The following is a 16,094-nucleotide window of genomic DNA, read 5'->3' on the forward strand; positions in this document are numbered from 1 at the left end:
TGACCCATCGTCATCATGGACTCAGGGCACCGGACTCCTCACAAAGATCCAGATGTCTTACCTGGGTTGAGGTTCACCCGCGAGGCCAGGCCGGGATAGTCGAGGACGAAGCCGGACTCGTCATAGACCAGGCGGCAGGCGACGTCGAAAACGGGGGTGGTGACCACGCTGGTGTTCGCACACTCCGTGCGCAGGCCCTGCTCGACGGGCGGGCGCCGTGGATTCGGCGGCCGCCGGATGTGTCGCCCGCCGGGAGGGCCGCGCGCACCATGGCGGCCACGACGTCGACCGCGGCTCCCGCTCCCCGGTCAGGCGTACAAGATGGAGTGCTTGCCCTAGTGATGTCAAGATGGCGCCATCAGCGCCAATCAGGCTTGCGTTGACGTCGCTTTGACGCCATAGTGGCATCATGGATCTCAAGCCGTACGTCGACAGGCTCCGACGGGACCTCGCCGTAGCCGCGGAGGCCGGCGGCGAGGACGCACGCGCCCTCGCCGAGCGGCTCGTCTCGCCCCTGGAGTCATCGGTCCGGCTCGTCCTGCTGGAGGTCCTGTCGGCGGCCGCCGATGAGATCACGCGTGATCTCGCGCCCGGTTCGGTGGAGGTTCGCCTGCGCCGCGGCGATCCCGACTTCGTCCTGACGCGATCCCCTGCGGGTCACCCGTTCGACGATGACGTCCGCGAGGACGACGGCGGGTTCGCCGAGCCACCCGGCGCGGACGTCCAGCCGGCGGGTGCGCCGGAAGGCAAGGAAGGCGGCACGGCCCGGATCAGCTTCCGCCTCCCGGAGCACCTGAAGGCCCAGGTCGAGGAGGCCGCCCGCCAGGAGGGTCTGTCGGTCAACACCTGGCTCGTCCGCGCCGTCGCGGCCACGTTCGAGTCCGGCGGCCGGCGGTCGGCACGGCGGGCCTCGTCGAGCGGGCGCCACTACACCGGCTGGGTCGGCTGAGGCCCGGACGTACGCCAACCATCAAGGAGGGTTTCATGCCCACGTTCGACACGCCCGAGCCGATCTCGGTCAGCATCGATCTGCCCGGCGGCGATGTCCGGATCATCGCGAGCGACCGCACCGACACCGTGGTCGATGTGCGCCCGGGCGACGGCGAGGAGGGGGCGGCCGCGGTCCAGATCGGCTACGCGGGCGGCAAGCTCGTCGTCAAAGGCGCACAACCATCCCGGTACGCAGGCGCCGCGGGCAGCCGTCAGAGCTGGGGACTGGTGGGATTGACCCGCCTACTCGGAAACTGGGACGAATCAGCCCAGGTGACGATCGAGCTGCCGTCGGGCTCGCACGTGCAGGGCGAGGCGATGTCCGGCGAGTTCCACTGCACCGGCCGGTTGGGAGACTGCCGTCTGCGGACGGACTACGGCGACATCCGTCTCGATCAGGCCGGCACGGTCCATCTGACCAGCGACAGCGGCGAGATCGCCGTGGACCGCGCGACCGGCCGCGCCGAGATCACCAGCGCGTCCGGCGAGATCAGGATCCAGGAGATGGACGGCACCGCGACGATCAGGAACGACGACGGCGAGTGCTACATCGGCGAAGTGACCGGCGACCTGCGGCTGATCGGCACCAACGGCGACATGGAGGTCAACCGCGCCCACGGCGGCGTCGAGGCGAAGAACGTGTACGGCAGTGTGCGGATAGGCGAGGTCGCGCGCGGCTCCGTCGTTCTGACGAGCACGTCGGGCGACCTCGAGGTCGGCATCCGGCAGGGCACCGCCGCGTTGCTCGACGTGAGCACGGCCAACGGCAGGCTGCTCAACTCCCTGGACCCCCGCGAGAGCCCGGACGGGTTCGACGAAACGGCCGAGATTCGCGCCCGCAGCCACGACGGCGACATCACGATCCGACGCGCCTGACCTTGGCGGGTCGCAACCCGCACTCGGCCCAAGCCGTAAGCGACGCGCCGGCCGGACCGCGGCATCCCCGTGATCACCGGACCGCTGATCGGCGCCCCGACGCCAAGGTCGAGCTATGCCATCGTGCGCTGCGCGGCCCCGGCATCCTGGCCCGCGCGGGCGTGGAGATCGCCATCGCGTCCGACCACTGCTGCGTCCCCGTCCAGTTCCCCGTCCACCAGGCGACGCCGGCGGTCAAGGAGGGCCTGGACCACGAGACCGTGCTGCGCGCCATCACCGCCGATCCGGCCGCGATTCTCGGGCTGGACGACCTCGTGGGCACGCTGGGGCCCGGCCTCGACGGCGACGTGATGCTGTGGTCGGACGACCTACTCGATGTGATGAGCCGCGCTGCGCGTCCTCCGGCGGCCGCAAGGTCAACCGGTACGAGGTCAGACCTCTACGACCGCGTTCGAGGCGTCGCTCGGGCTCAGGACCCGCGGCAGCTGCCGGGGATCAACCCCGATGTGTGGACATCGTGCCGAGCGTGACGCAGGCCAGGCCACATGCGGTGATGACTGCCCCCGTGACGACGTTGCTGATGATCATGCCGACGCTGGCCCCGTGCGGGGGCAGCACCCACGGGGCGATGATCGTCCAAACCCCGATGATCGGGACGACCCACGCCAGTCCGTGTATCCGGCCGTAGGCCGAGGAGATCCCGGCCGCCAGCAGCGCCAGGGCGATGCCGGTGACCAGATTGTTGACGGTCAGCGTGGTGCGCCCGAAGAAACCCACCACCCATGGTGAGATGGCGAGATAGAGGCCGCTCAGAAAGGCCAGTCCGCTGACGGACTGTCCTGACCGGCTCTGTGCGGCCAGGTCGTAGCGAGCGCGCAGGGCCGCAATATCAGGGTGCTGGCCCATGTCGTATGTCGGGTGGGTTGGACGTTCAGCCATGTCGCACACCACCTTCCTCGTTTCGTGTGGATTGTGGAGGTGTGGATGCGAAACCCCTGCCCGCGCGTCACACCAGCACTCCCGCACCAGGGCAACATTTTCTCCAAATGCTTCAGCCCCAAGCGTCGGCTTGTCGCACATGCGCGACAGCGTGGGGACGGCACGTGTCTCGAGCTAGGCCACACGGTGGCATTCGGCGGCGCCGGCGCGGAGCACGAGGCCGTGGCCGGGGGCGCCTGCCTGGGGCTGGACCAGGCCGCCTGCCGGGTCGGCGGCCCCGTCGAAGAGCTCGGACTCGATGCGCTGGTGGTCATGGAACCACTCGATGTGGCGCAGGTTGGCGGTGGCGGCTGCGGCTGGAATGTGCAGGTTGGGGGCGCAATGGGCGGAGACCTGCAGGTTGTGGCCGGCGGCGATGGCCGCGGCGGCGAACCAGCCGGTGTAGCCGCCGCAGCGGGTGGCGTCGATCTGGAGACAGTCCACGGCCTGCGCCTGGCACATGCGGGTGAAGTAGGCCAGGTCGCAGCCGTACTCCCCGGCGGTCACGTCGGCCCGGCAGTGCTCGCGCACCAGTCTCAGCCCGGGCAGGTCGTCGGAGGAGACCGGCTCTTCGAACCAGGTCACGTCGTGCTCGCTCATCCTCTCGGCCATGCGGATGGCCTGCTTGGCGGTGTAGCCGCCGTTGGCGTCGACGTACAGCTCGGCCGCCTCGCCGATGACGCGGCGGCTCAGCGCCACGCGGCGCAGGTCGCGGCCGGGTTGCGTGCCGGACGATTCGCCGATCTTGATTTTGACGCGGTCGATGCCCTGTCCGTGCACCCAGTGGCCGAGCTGGCCCGTGGTGGCGTCGTCGTCGTACGTGGTGAAGCCGCCCGAGCCGTACAGCGGGACATGCTCGCGCGCCGCGCCGAAGAGACGGACGAGCGGCAGGTCGAGCAGGCGCGCCTTGAGGTCCCACAGAGCTACGTCCACGGCCGAGATGGCGTATCCGGCGACACCGGGCCGCCCCGCGTTGCGCACCTGGCGGGTCATCCGGGCCCAGAGGGCGGGGATGTCGGCGGCGTCGGCGCCGGTCACCGTCTCGGCGAGCGTCTCGGAGATCAGTGAGGCCGCAGCGGCAGGCGCGTACGTCCATCCGGTCCCCGTCGCGCCCGCGGCCGTAACTGTGGCGACGACCAGCGTGGTCGCCTGCCAGGCGAAGGTTCCGTCGCCTTCCGGCTGGTCGGTCGGTATGCGGTAGGCCGCGGCCGTGACCTTGTCGATCATGTTCATAACGCTCTCGCCTTGCAGGACCGCAGGCGATGAGTCATACCCCGCATACGTCCTCCAAACGGACGTCCCGGCTGTCGGCGCCCCCGTTCACGTGCGCAGACATTTGACGTGCGGTTTCGCCTGCTACGACCGGCTCACGGGGTCCGCGAGGGATTTATTCCGGACTATTGACGAAATTTGATCGACTTCGACAGACTCTCCGCATACGGCACAGCGGCGGCCCTTTCGCTCAGCTGCGGCACAGGCACAAGGCGCTCGTCCTCCACCTGCCGCGGCACGAACGGGCCGCTCGGCAGGAGCGAGCTCGGCAGGCGCCGAGGTGGGAGTACGTGACTGATGACGAATTCCGATAACGGGTCGCACCTCGAGCGACGGTCTTTGCTGGCCGGCTTCGCCGGCTTTCTGGGAGTGGCGGCACTGCCCGCGACCGCTGCGCAGGCGGCGCCGACGGAGGTCTCGTCGATGCGGCGGTACCCGTCGAACTGGCCCGGCCTCGAGCCCTACGGCCTCGCGGACACCCGGCTGGACCTGTGGCCGCGTGAGGACAACTCCTTCGTCCTCCCGCTCGAGCTGCGCCCCCGTGACGAGGAGCGCGGCCAGGTCTGGATGCGGGACACCTACGTCAACTGCTTCGTCGTCCATGGTCGTCCGATCTACGTCGCCACGGGCACCACCCGGGTGCCCGGGCTCGACGCGGCCGGCCCGTGGAACGACGGCATCTTCGTATGGGTGTCCCCGTCCCTGCGAGGGCCGTGGAAGCTGGTCGACACCACCGGCATCCGGCCCGGCGCCGAGAAGGGCAAGGTGTGGTCACCCGAGTTCGTCGGCGAGAACCGGCCCGGCCACACGGTCGTCGCTCCCTGGCAGGAGTACTGGTACGACGACCGGTTCGGCAAGCGGGGCCAGGCCTGGGCCCCGGAAGTGCACTACTTCCGCGGCACGTGGTACATCGTCGCGTGCATGGGCGACCACTCCCGGAAGGTCGGTTCGTTCATGCTCGTGAGCGAGGGCGGGATCGAGGGCCCGTACCGGCTCGTCGAGGGCAACTTCGACAAACCCTTCGGCGACTCCTTCATCGGGGGGCCGAACTTCATCGAGCCCGGCGCCTACCACCACATTGACGGCAGCCTCTACACCGAGGGCGACGACGCGTGGCTTGTGCTGCACAACCACCTGTACGCGAAGTTCCGGGACGACATGGAGGACATCGTCACGACGAGCAACCTCCCGCAGTTCCAGCAGATGCCCTACTCGCCCGAGCCGTATCTCGAAGGCGCGTACGTGTTCAAGCACGGGGGCAAGTACTACCTCCTCCAGGCCGCGTGGAACCGGACGTCGGCCAACCCCGACGGCAGCACCCGGTACGCCTACGACCCGCCCGGCCCCGGCCGCACTCAGTACCAGTACGACGCCATCGTCGCCGTCTCGGACAATTTCGAGGGACCGTATTCCAAGCGGTGGACCGCGGGTGTCGGCGCCGGCCACAACAACTTCTTCGTGGATCGCAGCGGCCAGTTGTGGGCGACGTTCTTCCGCAACCCCAACTTCGGCTACTGGGCCGACCCGTCACGCGTCGCCGACGCCGCAGTGCCCGGTGTCGTACGGGTGGAATGGACCGGCCCGGGGGGCGATCGCCTGTACGTCCAGCGCCGGAACCACGGGCACACGACCAGCGGTTGACCACCCGTACGGCGGCCGCTGACGGCTCGGGCTGATCTCATGGGCGGGAGGGCCGGCCGGAGTCGCTGAGCGAACGGAGCGTCTCGGCGTGCCGGGCGCGCTGGGCCAGGTCGTGGTCCAGCGTCCGTCCGGCCTGGTCACGGCGCGCCGGTTCGCCTCGGGCACCGAAACGGCCGCGGAAAGCCCAAGGGCGAACCGGCGCGTTCCCCGTACCGCGGCCGGATCGTCCTGAATGGGCAGGGGGACCTGGCTGTCCAGCAGCCTGTCACCGCTGTCTCCCGCCGCAGGGCGTGGTCAGCGGACCAGCAGGTCGTCCAATTCGGCGGTGAAGAGCAGCGCGGGGTCGAACCCCATCCCGCTGAAGTGGCCGGCGAGTTCCAGGGACAGGACGCCGTGCAACCGGGTCCAGAAGGCCAGGGCCCGGCGGAGGGCCGCGGTCGGGGCGGGGTGGTCGTCCGCCCACTGCCGGTGGCCTTCGAGGTGCGCGTCGAACGGCGTTGCGGAGCCGCCGACGGGCAGCGCGGCGCAGGCGTCGAGCAATGTCGCCATGATCTCGGACGAGATCGCCGTGATGTCGTCGGGCGCGTGGTAACCGGGAACGGGTGTGCCGTAGATGAGCAAGTACCGCTGAGGATCGTCAAGTGCCCAGTTGCGCAGCGCGTGGGCCAGCGCGGCGACCTCCGGGCCGGGCTTGGAGGCCGCGCGGAAGGTGTCGGCGAGGCTTCGGTACGCGTCCCTGATGAGCTCGGTGATCAGCTCGTCGCGACTGGCGAAGTACCGGTAGAGCGCGGGCCCGCTCATGCTCATCTGCTTGGCGATCGCGTTGAGGGAGAGCGCGGACGCACCCGCCGTGGCGATCTGCTCCCACGCGTGTTCCTTGATCTCCGCGCGCACCTGAGTGCGGTAGCGCTCGCGCGGGGCCTTCGTGCCCGTTTCCGCCATGGCCTGCCACCTTCCGGCATCCATCTGGTTACAGCATCAAGATTTAGTTAGAGCCTATCACGAACCTATTGACACTCCCCGTGCGGTCGCGTTACAACTTCTAACGAAAGCGAGATGCCGTAACTGGAGGTTGTCATGAACGCCGAAGAACTTGTCGAGGTCGTCCTTCCGGGCAAGGTGGAGCCGGAAGGGCTTCAGGTCCGGCGCGGAGCCCCCGTCGCAGGCCCGGGTCAGGTGCTGGTCCGGGTGGAGGCGACCGGGGTCTCCTTCGCCGAGCAGCAGATGCGCCGCGGCCGCTACTACGACCAGCCGGCGTTCCCGTTCGTGCCCGGCTACGACCTGGTCGGCACGGTGCTGGCGACCGGTGAGGGCGTCGAGCCGGGCCTGGCCGGCACCCGGGTGGCCGCGCTGGTCAAGGTCGGCGGCTGGGCCAGCCATGTGATCGTCGACGCGGCGGACGTGGTGGAGGTTCCCGACGGGGTCGGCGCGGCGGAGGCGGAGACCGTGGTGGTCAATGGCATCACCGCCTGGCAGATGCTGCACCGCAAGGCACGGGTCCGCACGGGGCAGACCGTTCTGGTGCACGGCGCCAACGGCGGTGTCGGCTCGGTCCTGGTCCAGCTCGCGCAGGCCGCGGGCGTGAAGGTGATCGGCACAGCGTCCGCGCGCCACCACGACGCCCTGCGGGAGCGCGGCGTCGTCCCGGTCGACTACCGCACCGAGGACGTCGCCACGCGCGTCCGCGAGCTCGCCCCCGGTGGGGTGGACGCCGTCTTCGACCACGTCGGCGGCCGCGGCGTCGTCGGCTCCTGGCGCCTCCTCGCGCCCGGTGGCGCGCTCGTCTCGTACGGCAGCGCCTCCACCAGGGACGACGAGGGGTCCAAGCAGTGGCCCGTGCTCAAGCTGCTCGGCCGGGTGTGGCTGTGGAACGCGCTGCCCAACCGCCGCCGCGCCTACTTCTTCAACGTCTGGGCCGGGCGGGCCATGGCCAAGAACCGCTTCCGGGCGCGGCTGCGCGCCGACCTCACCCAGGTCTTCGCCGCCCTCCAGCGCGGGGACGTCACCGCCCAGATCGCCGCCCAGCTGCCGCTCACCCGCATCACCGACGCTCTGCGGCTGGCCGAATCCGGCACCGTCGCCGGAAAGGTCGTGCTCAACCCGTAGTACTCGCCAGACGAGTTCATCGATCACCCGCAACGAGAGGAAACCCCATGTTCACCCCAGCAACGTCGCCGAACCAGCAGCCCCGGCCCACGACCTCGCGAACCGTCCGACCACGGACCAGCGTGCGTGCCGGCGCCCTCACGATCTCGCTCGCCGTAGCCGGCGTCCTCGGGATCGCCGCCCTGCCCGCCCAAGCCGCTCCAGCTCAGGCCCCGGCCGCCCACCACAACACTCCATCCGAATGCGGCGGGGAAGGCGTCGACACGACCGCCCTTGTCCGCTACCGAACCAGCGTCGTGATCGATGCGCCGCTGAGCACCATCTGGAGACTGCAGACCGACGTGGAAGGCTGGCCGTCCTGGCAGCCGCCCGTCACCACCATCGAACGCCTCGACCCCGGGACCCTCCGGAAGGGTTCGCGGTTCCGGTGGACGACCCCGGCGCCCGCCACCCCCACGACCCCCGCCACCACCCTGACGATCACCTCCACCGTCAAGCAGCTCAAGCGCAACGCCTGCGTTCTGTGGAGCGGACCCGCGATCGGTGAAGGGTTGCGCATCGACGCAGGTGTCCACCTGTGGACCTTCACCAAGGTCAAGGGTGGCGTCCTCGTACAGACCGAGGAGACCTGGACCGGCGCCCAGGTCGAAGCGGATGTTCCCACCGCGACCGCGGCCCTCGGCTCGGGCCTCGAAGCGTGGCTGCGCGACCTGAAGGCCGCCGCCGAAGCCCGTCGGCCTCGGTGACGGCGTCGCGAGCTTGCGGACGGTGGTGGAGCGGCGCGACCAGGGGCGATGCCATGCACCCTTGATGCGCCTTCCGGTAGGCCTACTTGATGCGGCCGTGCAGGAGCTCGGCGAGTGTCGCGTGAGTCCGCTCGATCGGCCGGTCCGGATACAGGGCGCGGCGCTCGATGGCGACCGTCAGGACCATGCCGAACACGGCCGTCGCCGCCGTCTCCACGTCCAGGTCGGCCCGGACCTCGCCGTTCGCGGCGGCCCTGCGCAGCACGTTCGCGTAAACGCTGAGCGCGCTCTGGCGCAGCCGCGCCACCGCCTCCTGCCACACCGTCCGCCACATCTCGGCCAGCAGCACCCGGGCGAAGGCCCCGTGCTCCTCGAAGAACCTGAGCTGGCCGAGCACCACCGAGTCGAGCGCGTCCAGCGCGCTCTCCCCGGTGTCGGCGGCGGCCAGCGCCACGGCGAGCTTGCTGATCGAGTGCTCCAGCAGCGCCTCGAAAAGCCCTTCCTTGCTGCCGAAGTTGTAGAACACGGTGCCCTTGGCCACCCCGGCCCGCTCGGCGATGGCGTCGACCGTGGTGGCCACGTACCCGTGCTCGGCGATCAGCTCCACAGCCGCCCTGAACACCTTCTGCCGGGTGTCCTGCCGGCTCCCGCGTCGGGCGGTGCGCTCACTTCGTTCGCTCACAGTGCCAGCTCCGGGTGCAGGCGCTTGACGGACCAGATGCGGCCGCGCTCCACGGCGAGCGTGGTGAGCGCGAGCCCGAGTACGAGGAAGGCCGACAGCACGCCGCAAGCCTGCCACACCACGCTCGGATCGCCACCGCTGATCAGCCTGCGCAGCGCCGACACCACCCAGCTCATCGGCAGCCACGGCGAGATCGTCTGGAAGAACCCGGGCGACGTCTCGATGGGATACGTCCCGGCCGCCGAGGTGAGCTGCAGCATCAGCAGCGCCAGCGCCACGACCCGCCCGGGCGGGCCGAGCAGCGCGTTCACCGCCTGCACGACCGCCATGAACGCGGCCGTCGCGAGCAGCAGCAGCCCGGTGACCCCGGCCCAGTGCGCAGCCTCCAGCCCGAGCCCGAACCGCAGCACCGCCACCAGCACGCCTACCTGCGCCGCGCCGAGGGCCGCCCCCGGCAGCCAGCCCGCCAGCGCGATCCGCACCGCGCCCGTCGTGCCCGCCAGCCGCCGCTGGTTCAGTGGCTTCAGCACCATGAACGCGATCATCGCACCGACCCAGAGCGACAGCGGCAGGAAGAACGGCGCGAAGCCGGTGCCGTAGTTGGGCACCTCGTTGTCGACGTCCTTGGCCAGCCGGACCGGGTCGCTCATCACGTCCGCGCGGGCGGCACGCTGGTTCTTGTCGTAGTCAGGTATGCGGGCGGCGCCGTCGCCGAGCCCGCCGGCCAGTTCCTCCGATCCCTCGGCGAGGTTGCTCATGCCCTTGTCCACCTGGCCCGCGCCGTCGTGGAGCCGGTCCACGCCGGTACGCAGCTCGCTCGCGCCGTCGCTCAGCCTGACCATCCCGCCGCTCAGCCGGCCGATGCCGTTCGTGACCTGGCGGGAACCGTCGGCCAGCTCGGTCGCGCCCTGGTAGAGCCGGTTCGCGCCGGTAGCGGCCGTGCCCACGCTCGCGTCCACCTTCGCGGCACCGCCGGCCAGCTTGCCCAGGCCCGCGTCCAGGGCGTTGAGCTGATCCCTGGCCCGGTCGAGCTTGGAGCCGAGCCGGGGCGCCACAGCCGCGATCTCGCGCGCCTGCTTCGCCAGCTCCCGCGCCTGGTTCCGCAGGTCCGCGACGGCGTCGATGTCGCTTCCCGTACCGGTGCCGGCGCTCGTCCGGGCGGCGTCCTGGGCTCGGTCCGCCTGAGTGGCGGCCCGTCGCGCGGCGGCCACCGCGTTCCGCAGCAGGGCGCGCACCTCGGGGTCGGCGTCCGCGCCGAGGCGGTCGACGGCGGCCTGCGCCTGCGAGCTCGCCTCCCTGGCGCTGTCGGCCGCGCCTCTCGCCTCGCGGGCGCCGTCCACCGCCGTGCTCGTCAGTGCGGCGCCGGTTGACGACCCGCCGCTGCCGGCGACCTTGTCGGCGGCGTCGGCGACCGCTTCGGCTGCCTCGGAGATCTTGGGGCCCCATTCGTCCAGCACGGGGACGTACGTGTCGGCGAGCTGGTTGACCGTACGGGTCTGAGCGTGGACCTGCTGGTACGCCTCCCTCGCGCCGGAGCTGAGCGGAGAAGTCCCTTTCGCGTGGAGCTTGTTCAGGCCGTCGCGCAGTTGCCCGATCGCCTGCTGTGCCTGAGTGAGGCCCTGCGTGACCTGGGCCGAGCCGTCACGTAGTTTGCCCGTGGCGGTGTTGGCGCTGGTCAGGCCGGTGGAGAGCTGCCGGGCGCCGTTCTCCGCCGCGCCCAGGCCGCTGCTGAGCCGGGAGACGCCGTCACCGAGTCGCACGGCGCCGTCGTGCAGCTTGTCCGCGCCCTCGGCGGCCTGCGTCGTCTTGTCGTGGATGTCGCCGATCGAGACGAAGACGTTGTCGAAGTAGTCGCGGATCGCCGTGCGCTCTGCCGCCGCCCGCACCTCGTTGAACACCGCGTCCGAGACGCTGCCCATGATGTAGCTGCGGCCCGTGTCCACGCGCAGCCCGAGCCGCGCCGGGCTGGGGACGGCATCGTTGCCGGCGGGTGAGGCCAGCTTGGCGCTGAAATCGGTGGGCACGCTCAGCGACAGGTAGAAGGTGCCGTCCGCGACCCCGTCGGCCGCTTCCTGCGCGGTGGTCTCGTGCCAGCCGAGCACGTCGCGCTTCAGCAGCTCGTCGGCCAGGTCGCGCCCCGCGTGCAGGGTCTTCCCCGCGGCTTGGGCCGGTTGGTCCTCGACGACCAGCGCGACCGGCACCCGGTTAAGGTTGCCCTGCGGGTCCCAGAACGACCACAAATACAGTCCCGCGTACAGGAGCGGCAGCACCACCACCGCCGCCAGCGCCGCCCGTGTCAGCCGCGACCGCAACAGGCCCTTCACGACAGCTCCACGAGCTGGTCGAAGCGGGCGGGCGGCGCCACGCAGGCGGCCACCACCGTGTGGTCGAGGTCGCGCAGCAGGTTCCACAGCGCCTGCTGCCGGTCGGCCCGCAGACCCGCGTCCACGTTGTCAGCGACGATCATCTCCGGCTCGTCCAGCAGCGCCAGCGCGACGCCCAGCCGCACCTGCTGCTCTCGGTCCAGTTCCCGCACCAGCACCCGCTCCTGGCCCGCCAGCCCGACCCGCTCCAGAACCTCCTGGTACGGCCGGCGGCGCCGCTCCCGCAGGTGCTCCCCGACCGTCAGCGAGCGGTCCAGATCCGTCACCCCGTCGACCAGCGCCAAGGCCACGGCTTTACGGATGGCGCGGCGCCTGACGTGCCCGGCGACGTTCAGGGTGCCTTTCGTGGGCTTCATCCGCCCGGCCAGCGTCAACAGCAGGCTCGTCCGCCCGCTTCCCGCCGAACCCGCGACCACCGTGAGCGTGCCGGCCCCGGCCTTCAACGAGACCTCCGGGTACACGCCCTCGATCGCCAGCCCTTCCGCGATGATCACCACGACCCTCCATCTTTATACTGACCAGTCAGTACAAAGACTAACCCAGGCCGGGTGATCGCACTCAAGGAGAGTCGGTGGCCTTCGTCACCCTTCCGGCATGCCAGGAAGGCCCTCACGCCTCGCCCTGCCAGGATGAGATTTTCACCGGGGACGCGCCGCCGAGCTGCCCGGAGGCGGACCATCGGGCGCCGCGCGGACGGTCTCATTGACGATCGTTCCTGACGTCGAGTCCACTGGTGCGACAGTCGCCCAAGGCCGCTGAACGGGCGAGCCGGAACCCCATGTCATTTCTCGCTCTTGGAAGTCCGCGCCTCTGCCGGCCAGGCCCTCCCATCAGGAGGCAAGGCACGGCGTGAGCACTGTCCGACTATGTCCACCCGAACCACAGCGGCCATGTGGTCATCGCCGATCGCCTGGCGCCGATCATCGCCGCCAGGCTTTGACCGGAGCACTCCCGCGTACGCCTGCCTCAGTTTCCACGCGCTCCCTCCCTGTCCTGGGAGTCCGCACCGGACAGTTCGAGGGCGGCATCGAGCAGACTGCGGGTGTACTCGTGCCGCGGCGAGCCCAGGACATCCGTCGCCTGGCCTTCTTCCACCACCACACCGCGGCGCATGACGGCGATCCGGTCCGCGATCTGGTGCACCACGCCGAGGTCGTGGGAGATGAAGAGCATCGCCAGATGGTGACGCTCGCGCAGGTCGACCAGCAGCCGGAGGATCTGCGCCTGGACCGACACGTCCAGGGCGGACACCGCTTCGTCGCACACCAGGAGCCGCGGCCTGACCGCGAGCGCGCGGGCGATGCTGACCCGCTGGCACTGCCCGCCGGAGAGCTCGTCCGCCCGGTGCCGGGCGACGCCCGCGTCGAGCCCGACGTCGTCGAGCAGGCGGTGCAGCGCGGCGGTACGGTCGCCGGGCGGGGCCGAGCTCGGATGGGTGCGCCATGCCTCGTCGATGATCGCGGCGACGGTCATGCGCGGGCTGAGCGATGACCGTGGATCCTGGAACACCATCTGCGCGGCACGTTGCTGCGCCGTCGTGCGCCGCCCCACCGGTCCCAGGGGCACGCCGTCGAGCAGGACGGCGCCGGAGTCGGGCCGGACCAGGCCGACCACCGCACGGGCCAGCGTGGTCTTGCCCGACCCCGACTCTCCGACCAGCCCCACGATCTCGTCGGGAGCCACCGCGAGGCTCACGCCGTCGACCGCGACGAACTGCCCGGACCGGCGGGCAGAGCCCTGCCGGAACCACGCGGTACGCCGGCCGAAGCTGACCCGCAGGTCACGCACCTCGAGCAGGTCAACGCTCATCGCTGCAGCAGCTCCTCGGCGAAGTGGCACGCGGCCCACCGGCCGGGCGCGACGGGCCTGGTCTCCGGCTCCTCGATGCGGCACCGGTCACGCGCCAGCGGGCACCGAGGATGGAACGCGCATCCCGGCGGGCGGTTCGCCGGTGTGGCAGGCGTACCCGGCAATGGGTGTGCCAGTGCGGTACGGGTCCGCACCGCGGGCACGCTCTCGACCAGTGCGCGGGTGTACGGGTGGGCCGGGCCGGCCAGCACCGCCCCGGTGGGGCCGCGCTCGGCGACCCTGCCGGCGTACATGACGACGACCTGGTGCGTGACGTGCGCCACGACCCGCAGGTCGTGGCTGACGAGGAGCATCGCCAGTCCCTGGTCCTGCTGGATGGAGCGCAGCAGGCGCAGGATCCGCGCCTGGACCGTCACGTCCAGCGCTGTCGTGGGCTCGTCGGCGAGCAGCAGCGACGGGCTGCCCGCCAGGGCGAGGGCGATCATGGCTCGTTGCCGCATCCCGCCGGAGAACTCGTGAGGGTAGCTCCGCATCCTGCCGGCCGGCTCGGGGATCCCCGCCCGCTCGAGCAGCTCGAGCACCCGCCTGCGTACCTCGTCGCGGGGACGGCCGGCGCGGCGGAGGATCTCGCCGACCTGGCGGGCGATCGTCTGGGTCGGGTTGAGCGCGGCCAAAGGGTCCTGAAAGATCATCGCGATCTCGTGGCCGCGCAGCCGGCGCCGCCGGGCGGGGCTCGCCTGGAGGAGATCCTCGCCCCGCCAGCGCAGTTCCCCGCCGGTGGCCGCTCCGTCCGGGAGCAAGCCGATGACGGCGTTCGCGGTCATGGTCTTGCCACTGCCCGACTCGCCGATGAGCCCGACCGTCGTCGCCGGCGGGATGTCGAACGTCACCCGGTCGACGACGCGGACGGCGCCGCCGGCGACGGGCAGGTCGACGACCAGCCCGTCCACCTCGAGCAGCGGGTCGCCAGGCGCCGCGGGTGTCGCCGTGCCGGCCGGCATCGGCGGTGTCACCCCCTCGGCTGGAGTCCGCGTGCGGCTCACGAGCTGCTGACCCGCATGCCGGCGAAGTCCGGCATCCCGTTCGGGTCCGGTGTGACACCGGTGACCCGGCGGTTCCAGGCGTAGGCGTACTTGACCGCCATCGGGAACATGCCGACCGCGTCGCTCCAGATGATCTTGCTGGCTTCGCCGTACAGCTTGACCCGCTCGTCGCTGTTCGAGCTCGCCCCGGCGGCGGCGAGCAGCTTGTCGAGCTCGGGGTTGCAGTAGCCGTTGCGCTTGGCCGCGCAGAGGTACAGCCGGCCGAGCGTGTTCGCCGCGTCGAACGTGGGGTTCGACAACTGCTGGAAGTTGATGTCCCAGTTCAGGGCGAGCAGGTCCTTGGTGAACACCGCCTGCTCCTTCTCCAGCAGATCCACCTGGACGCCGATCTTCTGCAGGTCGGAGACGATCGCCTGGTTGAACGGCCGGAACTCGGCGTTGGCGAACTGCAGCCGCAGCTTGGTGGAGAAGTCGAAACCGGCGGCGGTCAGCGCGGCCTTCGCCGCGGCCGGGTCGTAGCTCACGGGCTCCTGGGGGGCGTAGCCGAGGGTGACGGGCGCGACCGGGGCGTCGGCCAGGGTGCCTGTCTGCGGATACAGCCTCTTGATGATGGTCGCGAAGTCGACCGCCTGCCACAGCGCCCGTCGCACCTTGGCGTCCTTCAGCGTCGGCGTGGAGGAGTTGAACCACATGGTGAACACGGCGGTACTCGGCACCGTCTCGACCTTGAGATTGGAGTCGCGCTGCAGCTCGGCGAGCTGGTCGTCGGGGATGCCCCAGGCGAGGTCCACCTCGCCGGTCCGCAGCGCGGTCAGCCGGGCCGCGAGCTCGGGCATCTTGCGGATGGTCACCCGCTTGACCTGGGGCGTGCCACCGTAGTGGTTGGGGTTCGGCACCAGCACGAGCGTCCCGGACGGGTCGAACTTCTCTACCTTGAACGGCCCTGATCCGACCGGGTGCTGGAAGAACGCCGGATTCTCGCCCGTCAGGCTGCCGGGCAGCACGTAGAAAATGGCGAGCTTGTACGGGACCGCCGCGTCCGGTTTCGCCGCCTTCAGCACCACCTCAGTGGGCGACGGGGCGGTCATCGTGTAACCGGTGAAGTTGGCCGCGTTCGTGCTCTTGAGATCGATGAGCCGCTTGAACGAGGCGACGACGTCGTCGGCGGTGACGGGCTTGCCGTCGCTGAACTTCACGCCCTGGCGTAACGTGAACGTCCACTGCGAGGCGGAGCTGTCGGACTTCCACGAGGTGGCGAGGTCGCCCTCCAGGCTGCCGTCCGGGCGCGGCCGCAGCAGCCGGCTGAAGATCGCCTTGGATGCCAGCTGGGTGCCGGTGGCGCTACCGCCCGTGGGGCTGGCCGGGTCGAGGCTCTCGATCGGGTAGGTGCCGGCGACGGTGATCTCGCCGCCGCCGGCGCCGTCGCCCGTGCCGCCGCCGCTGGCGGTGCTGCAGCCGCTGAGCGCGACCGCCGCGGCGGCGATGAGGGCCAGTGCCGCGAGCCGCGGCTTACCTGAGGCAAGGGGTCTGGTCATTGACGTCTTCCCGCCTTCCGGGGATGGTTCTT

Annotated in this window: 16 protein-coding genes; 6 read left to right on the plus strand and 10 right to left on the minus strand. The window is 70.6% G+C overall.

Annotated features, from left to right (window positions below):
• Positions 1-38 precede the first annotated feature (38 nt).
• Positions 39-167, minus strand: coding sequence for a hypothetical protein (locus tag ACQPWU_RS38590; protein ID WP_433430498.1), 129 nt, complete (start codon positions 165-167; stop codon positions 39-41).
• 242 nt (positions 168-409) lie between these two features.
• On the opposite strand from ACQPWU_RS38590, the gene ACQPWU_RS38595 reads away from it, so the two are divergent.
• From ACQPWU_RS38595 to ACQPWU_RS38605, 3 genes are read left to right on the plus strand one after another with little or no spacing between them, the layout of a single operon-like run.
• On the plus strand, positions 410-949 hold the full coding sequence (locus tag ACQPWU_RS38595) for a hypothetical protein (RefSeq protein ID WP_433430499.1): 540 nt from the start codon (positions 410-412) through the stop codon (positions 947-949).
• Between the two features lie 35 nt (positions 950-984).
• Positions 985-1,866, plus strand: a complete 882-nt coding sequence (locus ACQPWU_RS38600; protein WP_433430501.1) for a DUF4097 family beta strand repeat-containing protein — start codon at positions 985-987, stop codon at positions 1,864-1,866.
• Between the two features lie 2 nt (positions 1,867-1,868).
• Positions 1,869-2,396, plus strand: coding sequence for an amidohydrolase family protein (locus ACQPWU_RS38605; RefSeq protein WP_433430502.1), 528 nt, complete (start codon positions 1,869-1,871; stop codon positions 2,394-2,396).
• On the opposite strand, the gene ACQPWU_RS38610 is transcribed toward ACQPWU_RS38605, so the two are convergent.
• Both ACQPWU_RS38610 and ACQPWU_RS38615 read right to left on the minus strand, forming a co-directional pair.
• The gene (locus tag ACQPWU_RS38610; protein WP_433430505.1) at positions 2,362-2,805 is read right to left on the minus strand and encodes an SPW repeat protein; all 444 of its coding nucleotides are present in this window, start codon (positions 2,803-2,805) and stop codon (positions 2,362-2,364) included. The genes ACQPWU_RS38605 and ACQPWU_RS38610 overlap by 35 nt on opposite strands.
• 174 nt (positions 2,806-2,979) lie before the next feature.
• Positions 2,980-4,071: an enolase C-terminal domain-like protein gene (locus tag ACQPWU_RS38615; protein WP_433430506.1), complete on the minus strand. Its 1,092-nt coding sequence runs from the start codon at positions 4,069-4,071 to the stop codon at positions 2,980-2,982.
• A 342-nt stretch (positions 4,072-4,413) separates the two neighbouring features.
• Between ACQPWU_RS38615 and ACQPWU_RS38620 the strand changes: the two genes are divergently transcribed.
• Positions 4,414-5,757: a family 43 glycosylhydrolase gene (locus ACQPWU_RS38620; protein ID WP_433430508.1), complete on the plus strand. Its 1,344-nt coding sequence runs from the start codon at positions 4,414-4,416 to the stop codon at positions 5,755-5,757.
• A 294-nt stretch (positions 5,758-6,051) separates the two neighbouring features.
• Here ACQPWU_RS38620 and ACQPWU_RS38625 read toward each other — a convergent pair whose 3' ends face one another.
• Complete coding sequence (locus tag ACQPWU_RS38625) at positions 6,052-6,699, minus strand: TetR/AcrR family transcriptional regulator (protein WP_433430510.1); 648 nt, start codon at positions 6,697-6,699, stop codon at positions 6,052-6,054.
• Positions 6,700-6,834: 135 nt separating this feature from the next.
• Between ACQPWU_RS38625 and ACQPWU_RS38630 the strand changes: the two genes are divergently transcribed.
• A complete protein-coding gene (locus tag ACQPWU_RS38630; RefSeq protein ID WP_433430512.1) occupies positions 6,835-7,863 on the plus strand; it encodes a medium chain dehydrogenase/reductase family protein in 1,029 nt (342 codons plus the stop codon).
• A gap of 47 nt (positions 7,864-7,910) precedes the next feature.
• Positions 7,911-8,609, plus strand: coding sequence for an SRPBCC family protein (locus ACQPWU_RS38635; protein ID WP_433430514.1), 699 nt, complete (start codon positions 7,911-7,913; stop codon positions 8,607-8,609).
• An 82-nt stretch (positions 8,610-8,691) separates the two neighbouring features.
• Here ACQPWU_RS38635 and ACQPWU_RS38640 read toward each other — a convergent pair whose 3' ends face one another.
• The 6 genes from ACQPWU_RS38640 to ACQPWU_RS38665 all read right to left on the minus strand — a co-directional run bounded on the left by ACQPWU_RS38640 (position 8,692) and on the right by ACQPWU_RS38665 (position 16,062).
• The gene (locus tag ACQPWU_RS38640; RefSeq protein ID WP_433430516.1) at positions 8,692-9,291 is read right to left on the minus strand and encodes a TetR/AcrR family transcriptional regulator; all 600 of its coding nucleotides are present in this window, start codon (positions 9,289-9,291) and stop codon (positions 8,692-8,694) included.
• Positions 9,288-11,615: a YhgE/Pip family protein gene (locus ACQPWU_RS38645; protein WP_433430518.1), complete on the minus strand. Its 2,328-nt coding sequence runs from the start codon at positions 11,613-11,615 to the stop codon at positions 9,288-9,290. The genes ACQPWU_RS38640 and ACQPWU_RS38645 overlap by 4 nt, the downstream gene beginning before the upstream one ends.
• On the minus strand, positions 11,612-12,169 hold the full coding sequence (locus ACQPWU_RS38650; RefSeq protein WP_433430521.1) for an ABC transporter ATP-binding protein: 558 nt from the start codon (positions 12,167-12,169) through the stop codon (positions 11,612-11,614). The genes ACQPWU_RS38645 and ACQPWU_RS38650 overlap by 4 nt, the downstream gene beginning before the upstream one ends.
• 472 nt (positions 12,170-12,641) lie before the next feature.
• Entirely contained in the window at positions 12,642-13,484 is an 843-nt protein-coding gene (locus tag ACQPWU_RS38655; protein ID WP_433430523.1) for an ATP-binding cassette domain-containing protein, read from the minus strand.
• Positions 13,481-14,485 (minus strand): ABC transporter ATP-binding protein, encoded by a 1,005-nt coding sequence (locus tag ACQPWU_RS38660; protein ID WP_433430524.1) that lies wholly within the window; start codon positions 14,483-14,485, stop codon positions 13,481-13,483. Before ACQPWU_RS38660 ends, ACQPWU_RS38655 begins: the two co-directional genes overlap by 4 nt.
• A 38-nt stretch (positions 14,486-14,523) precedes the next feature.
• Positions 14,524-16,062: an ABC transporter substrate-binding protein gene (locus tag ACQPWU_RS38665; RefSeq protein ID WP_433430525.1), complete on the minus strand. Its 1,539-nt coding sequence runs from the start codon at positions 16,060-16,062 to the stop codon at positions 14,524-14,526.
• Positions 16,063-16,094 lie beyond the last annotated feature (32 nt).

It is taken from the genome of Nonomuraea sp. CA-141351 (genome assembly GCF_050944675.1).
Taxonomy (GTDB): domain Bacteria; phylum Actinomycetota; class Actinomycetes; order Streptosporangiales; family Streptosporangiaceae; genus Nonomuraea.

Coding starts and splice junctions, on each gene's coding strand:
- ACQPWU_RS38595 (WP_433430499.1), top strand. CDS start 410: ATGGATCTCAAGCCGTACGTCGACAGGCTCCGACGGGACCTCGCCGTA.
- ACQPWU_RS38600 (WP_433430501.1), top strand. CDS start 985: ATGCCCACGTTCGACACGCCCGAGCCGATCTCGGTCAGCATCGATCTG.
- ACQPWU_RS38610 (WP_433430505.1), bottom strand. CDS start 2,805: ATGGCTGAACGTCCAACCCACCCGACATACGACATGGGCCAGCACCCT.
- ACQPWU_RS38615 (WP_433430506.1), bottom strand. CDS start 4,071: ATGATCGACAAGGTCACGGCCGCGGCCTACCGCATACCGACCGACCAG.
- ACQPWU_RS38620 (WP_433430508.1), top strand. CDS start 4,414: ATGACGAATTCCGATAACGGGTCGCACCTCGAGCGACGGTCTTTGCTG.
- ACQPWU_RS38625 (WP_433430510.1), bottom strand. CDS start 6,699: ATGGCGGAAACGGGCACGAAGGCCCCGCGCGAGCGCTACCGCACTCAG.
- ACQPWU_RS38630 (WP_433430512.1), top strand. CDS start 6,835: ATGAACGCCGAAGAACTTGTCGAGGTCGTCCTTCCGGGCAAGGTGGAG.
- ACQPWU_RS38635 (WP_433430514.1), top strand. CDS start 7,911: ATGTTCACCCCAGCAACGTCGCCGAACCAGCAGCCCCGGCCCACGACC.
- ACQPWU_RS38655 (WP_433430523.1), bottom strand. CDS start 13,484: ATGAGCGTTGACCTGCTCGAGGTGCGTGACCTGCGGGTCAGCTTCGGC.
- ACQPWU_RS38660 (WP_433430524.1), bottom strand. CDS start 14,485: ATGCCGGCCGGCACGGCGACACCCGCGGCGCCTGGCGACCCGCTGCTC.
- ACQPWU_RS38665 (WP_433430525.1), bottom strand. CDS start 16,062: ATGACCAGACCCCTTGCCTCAGGTAAGCCGCGGCTCGCGGCACTGGCC.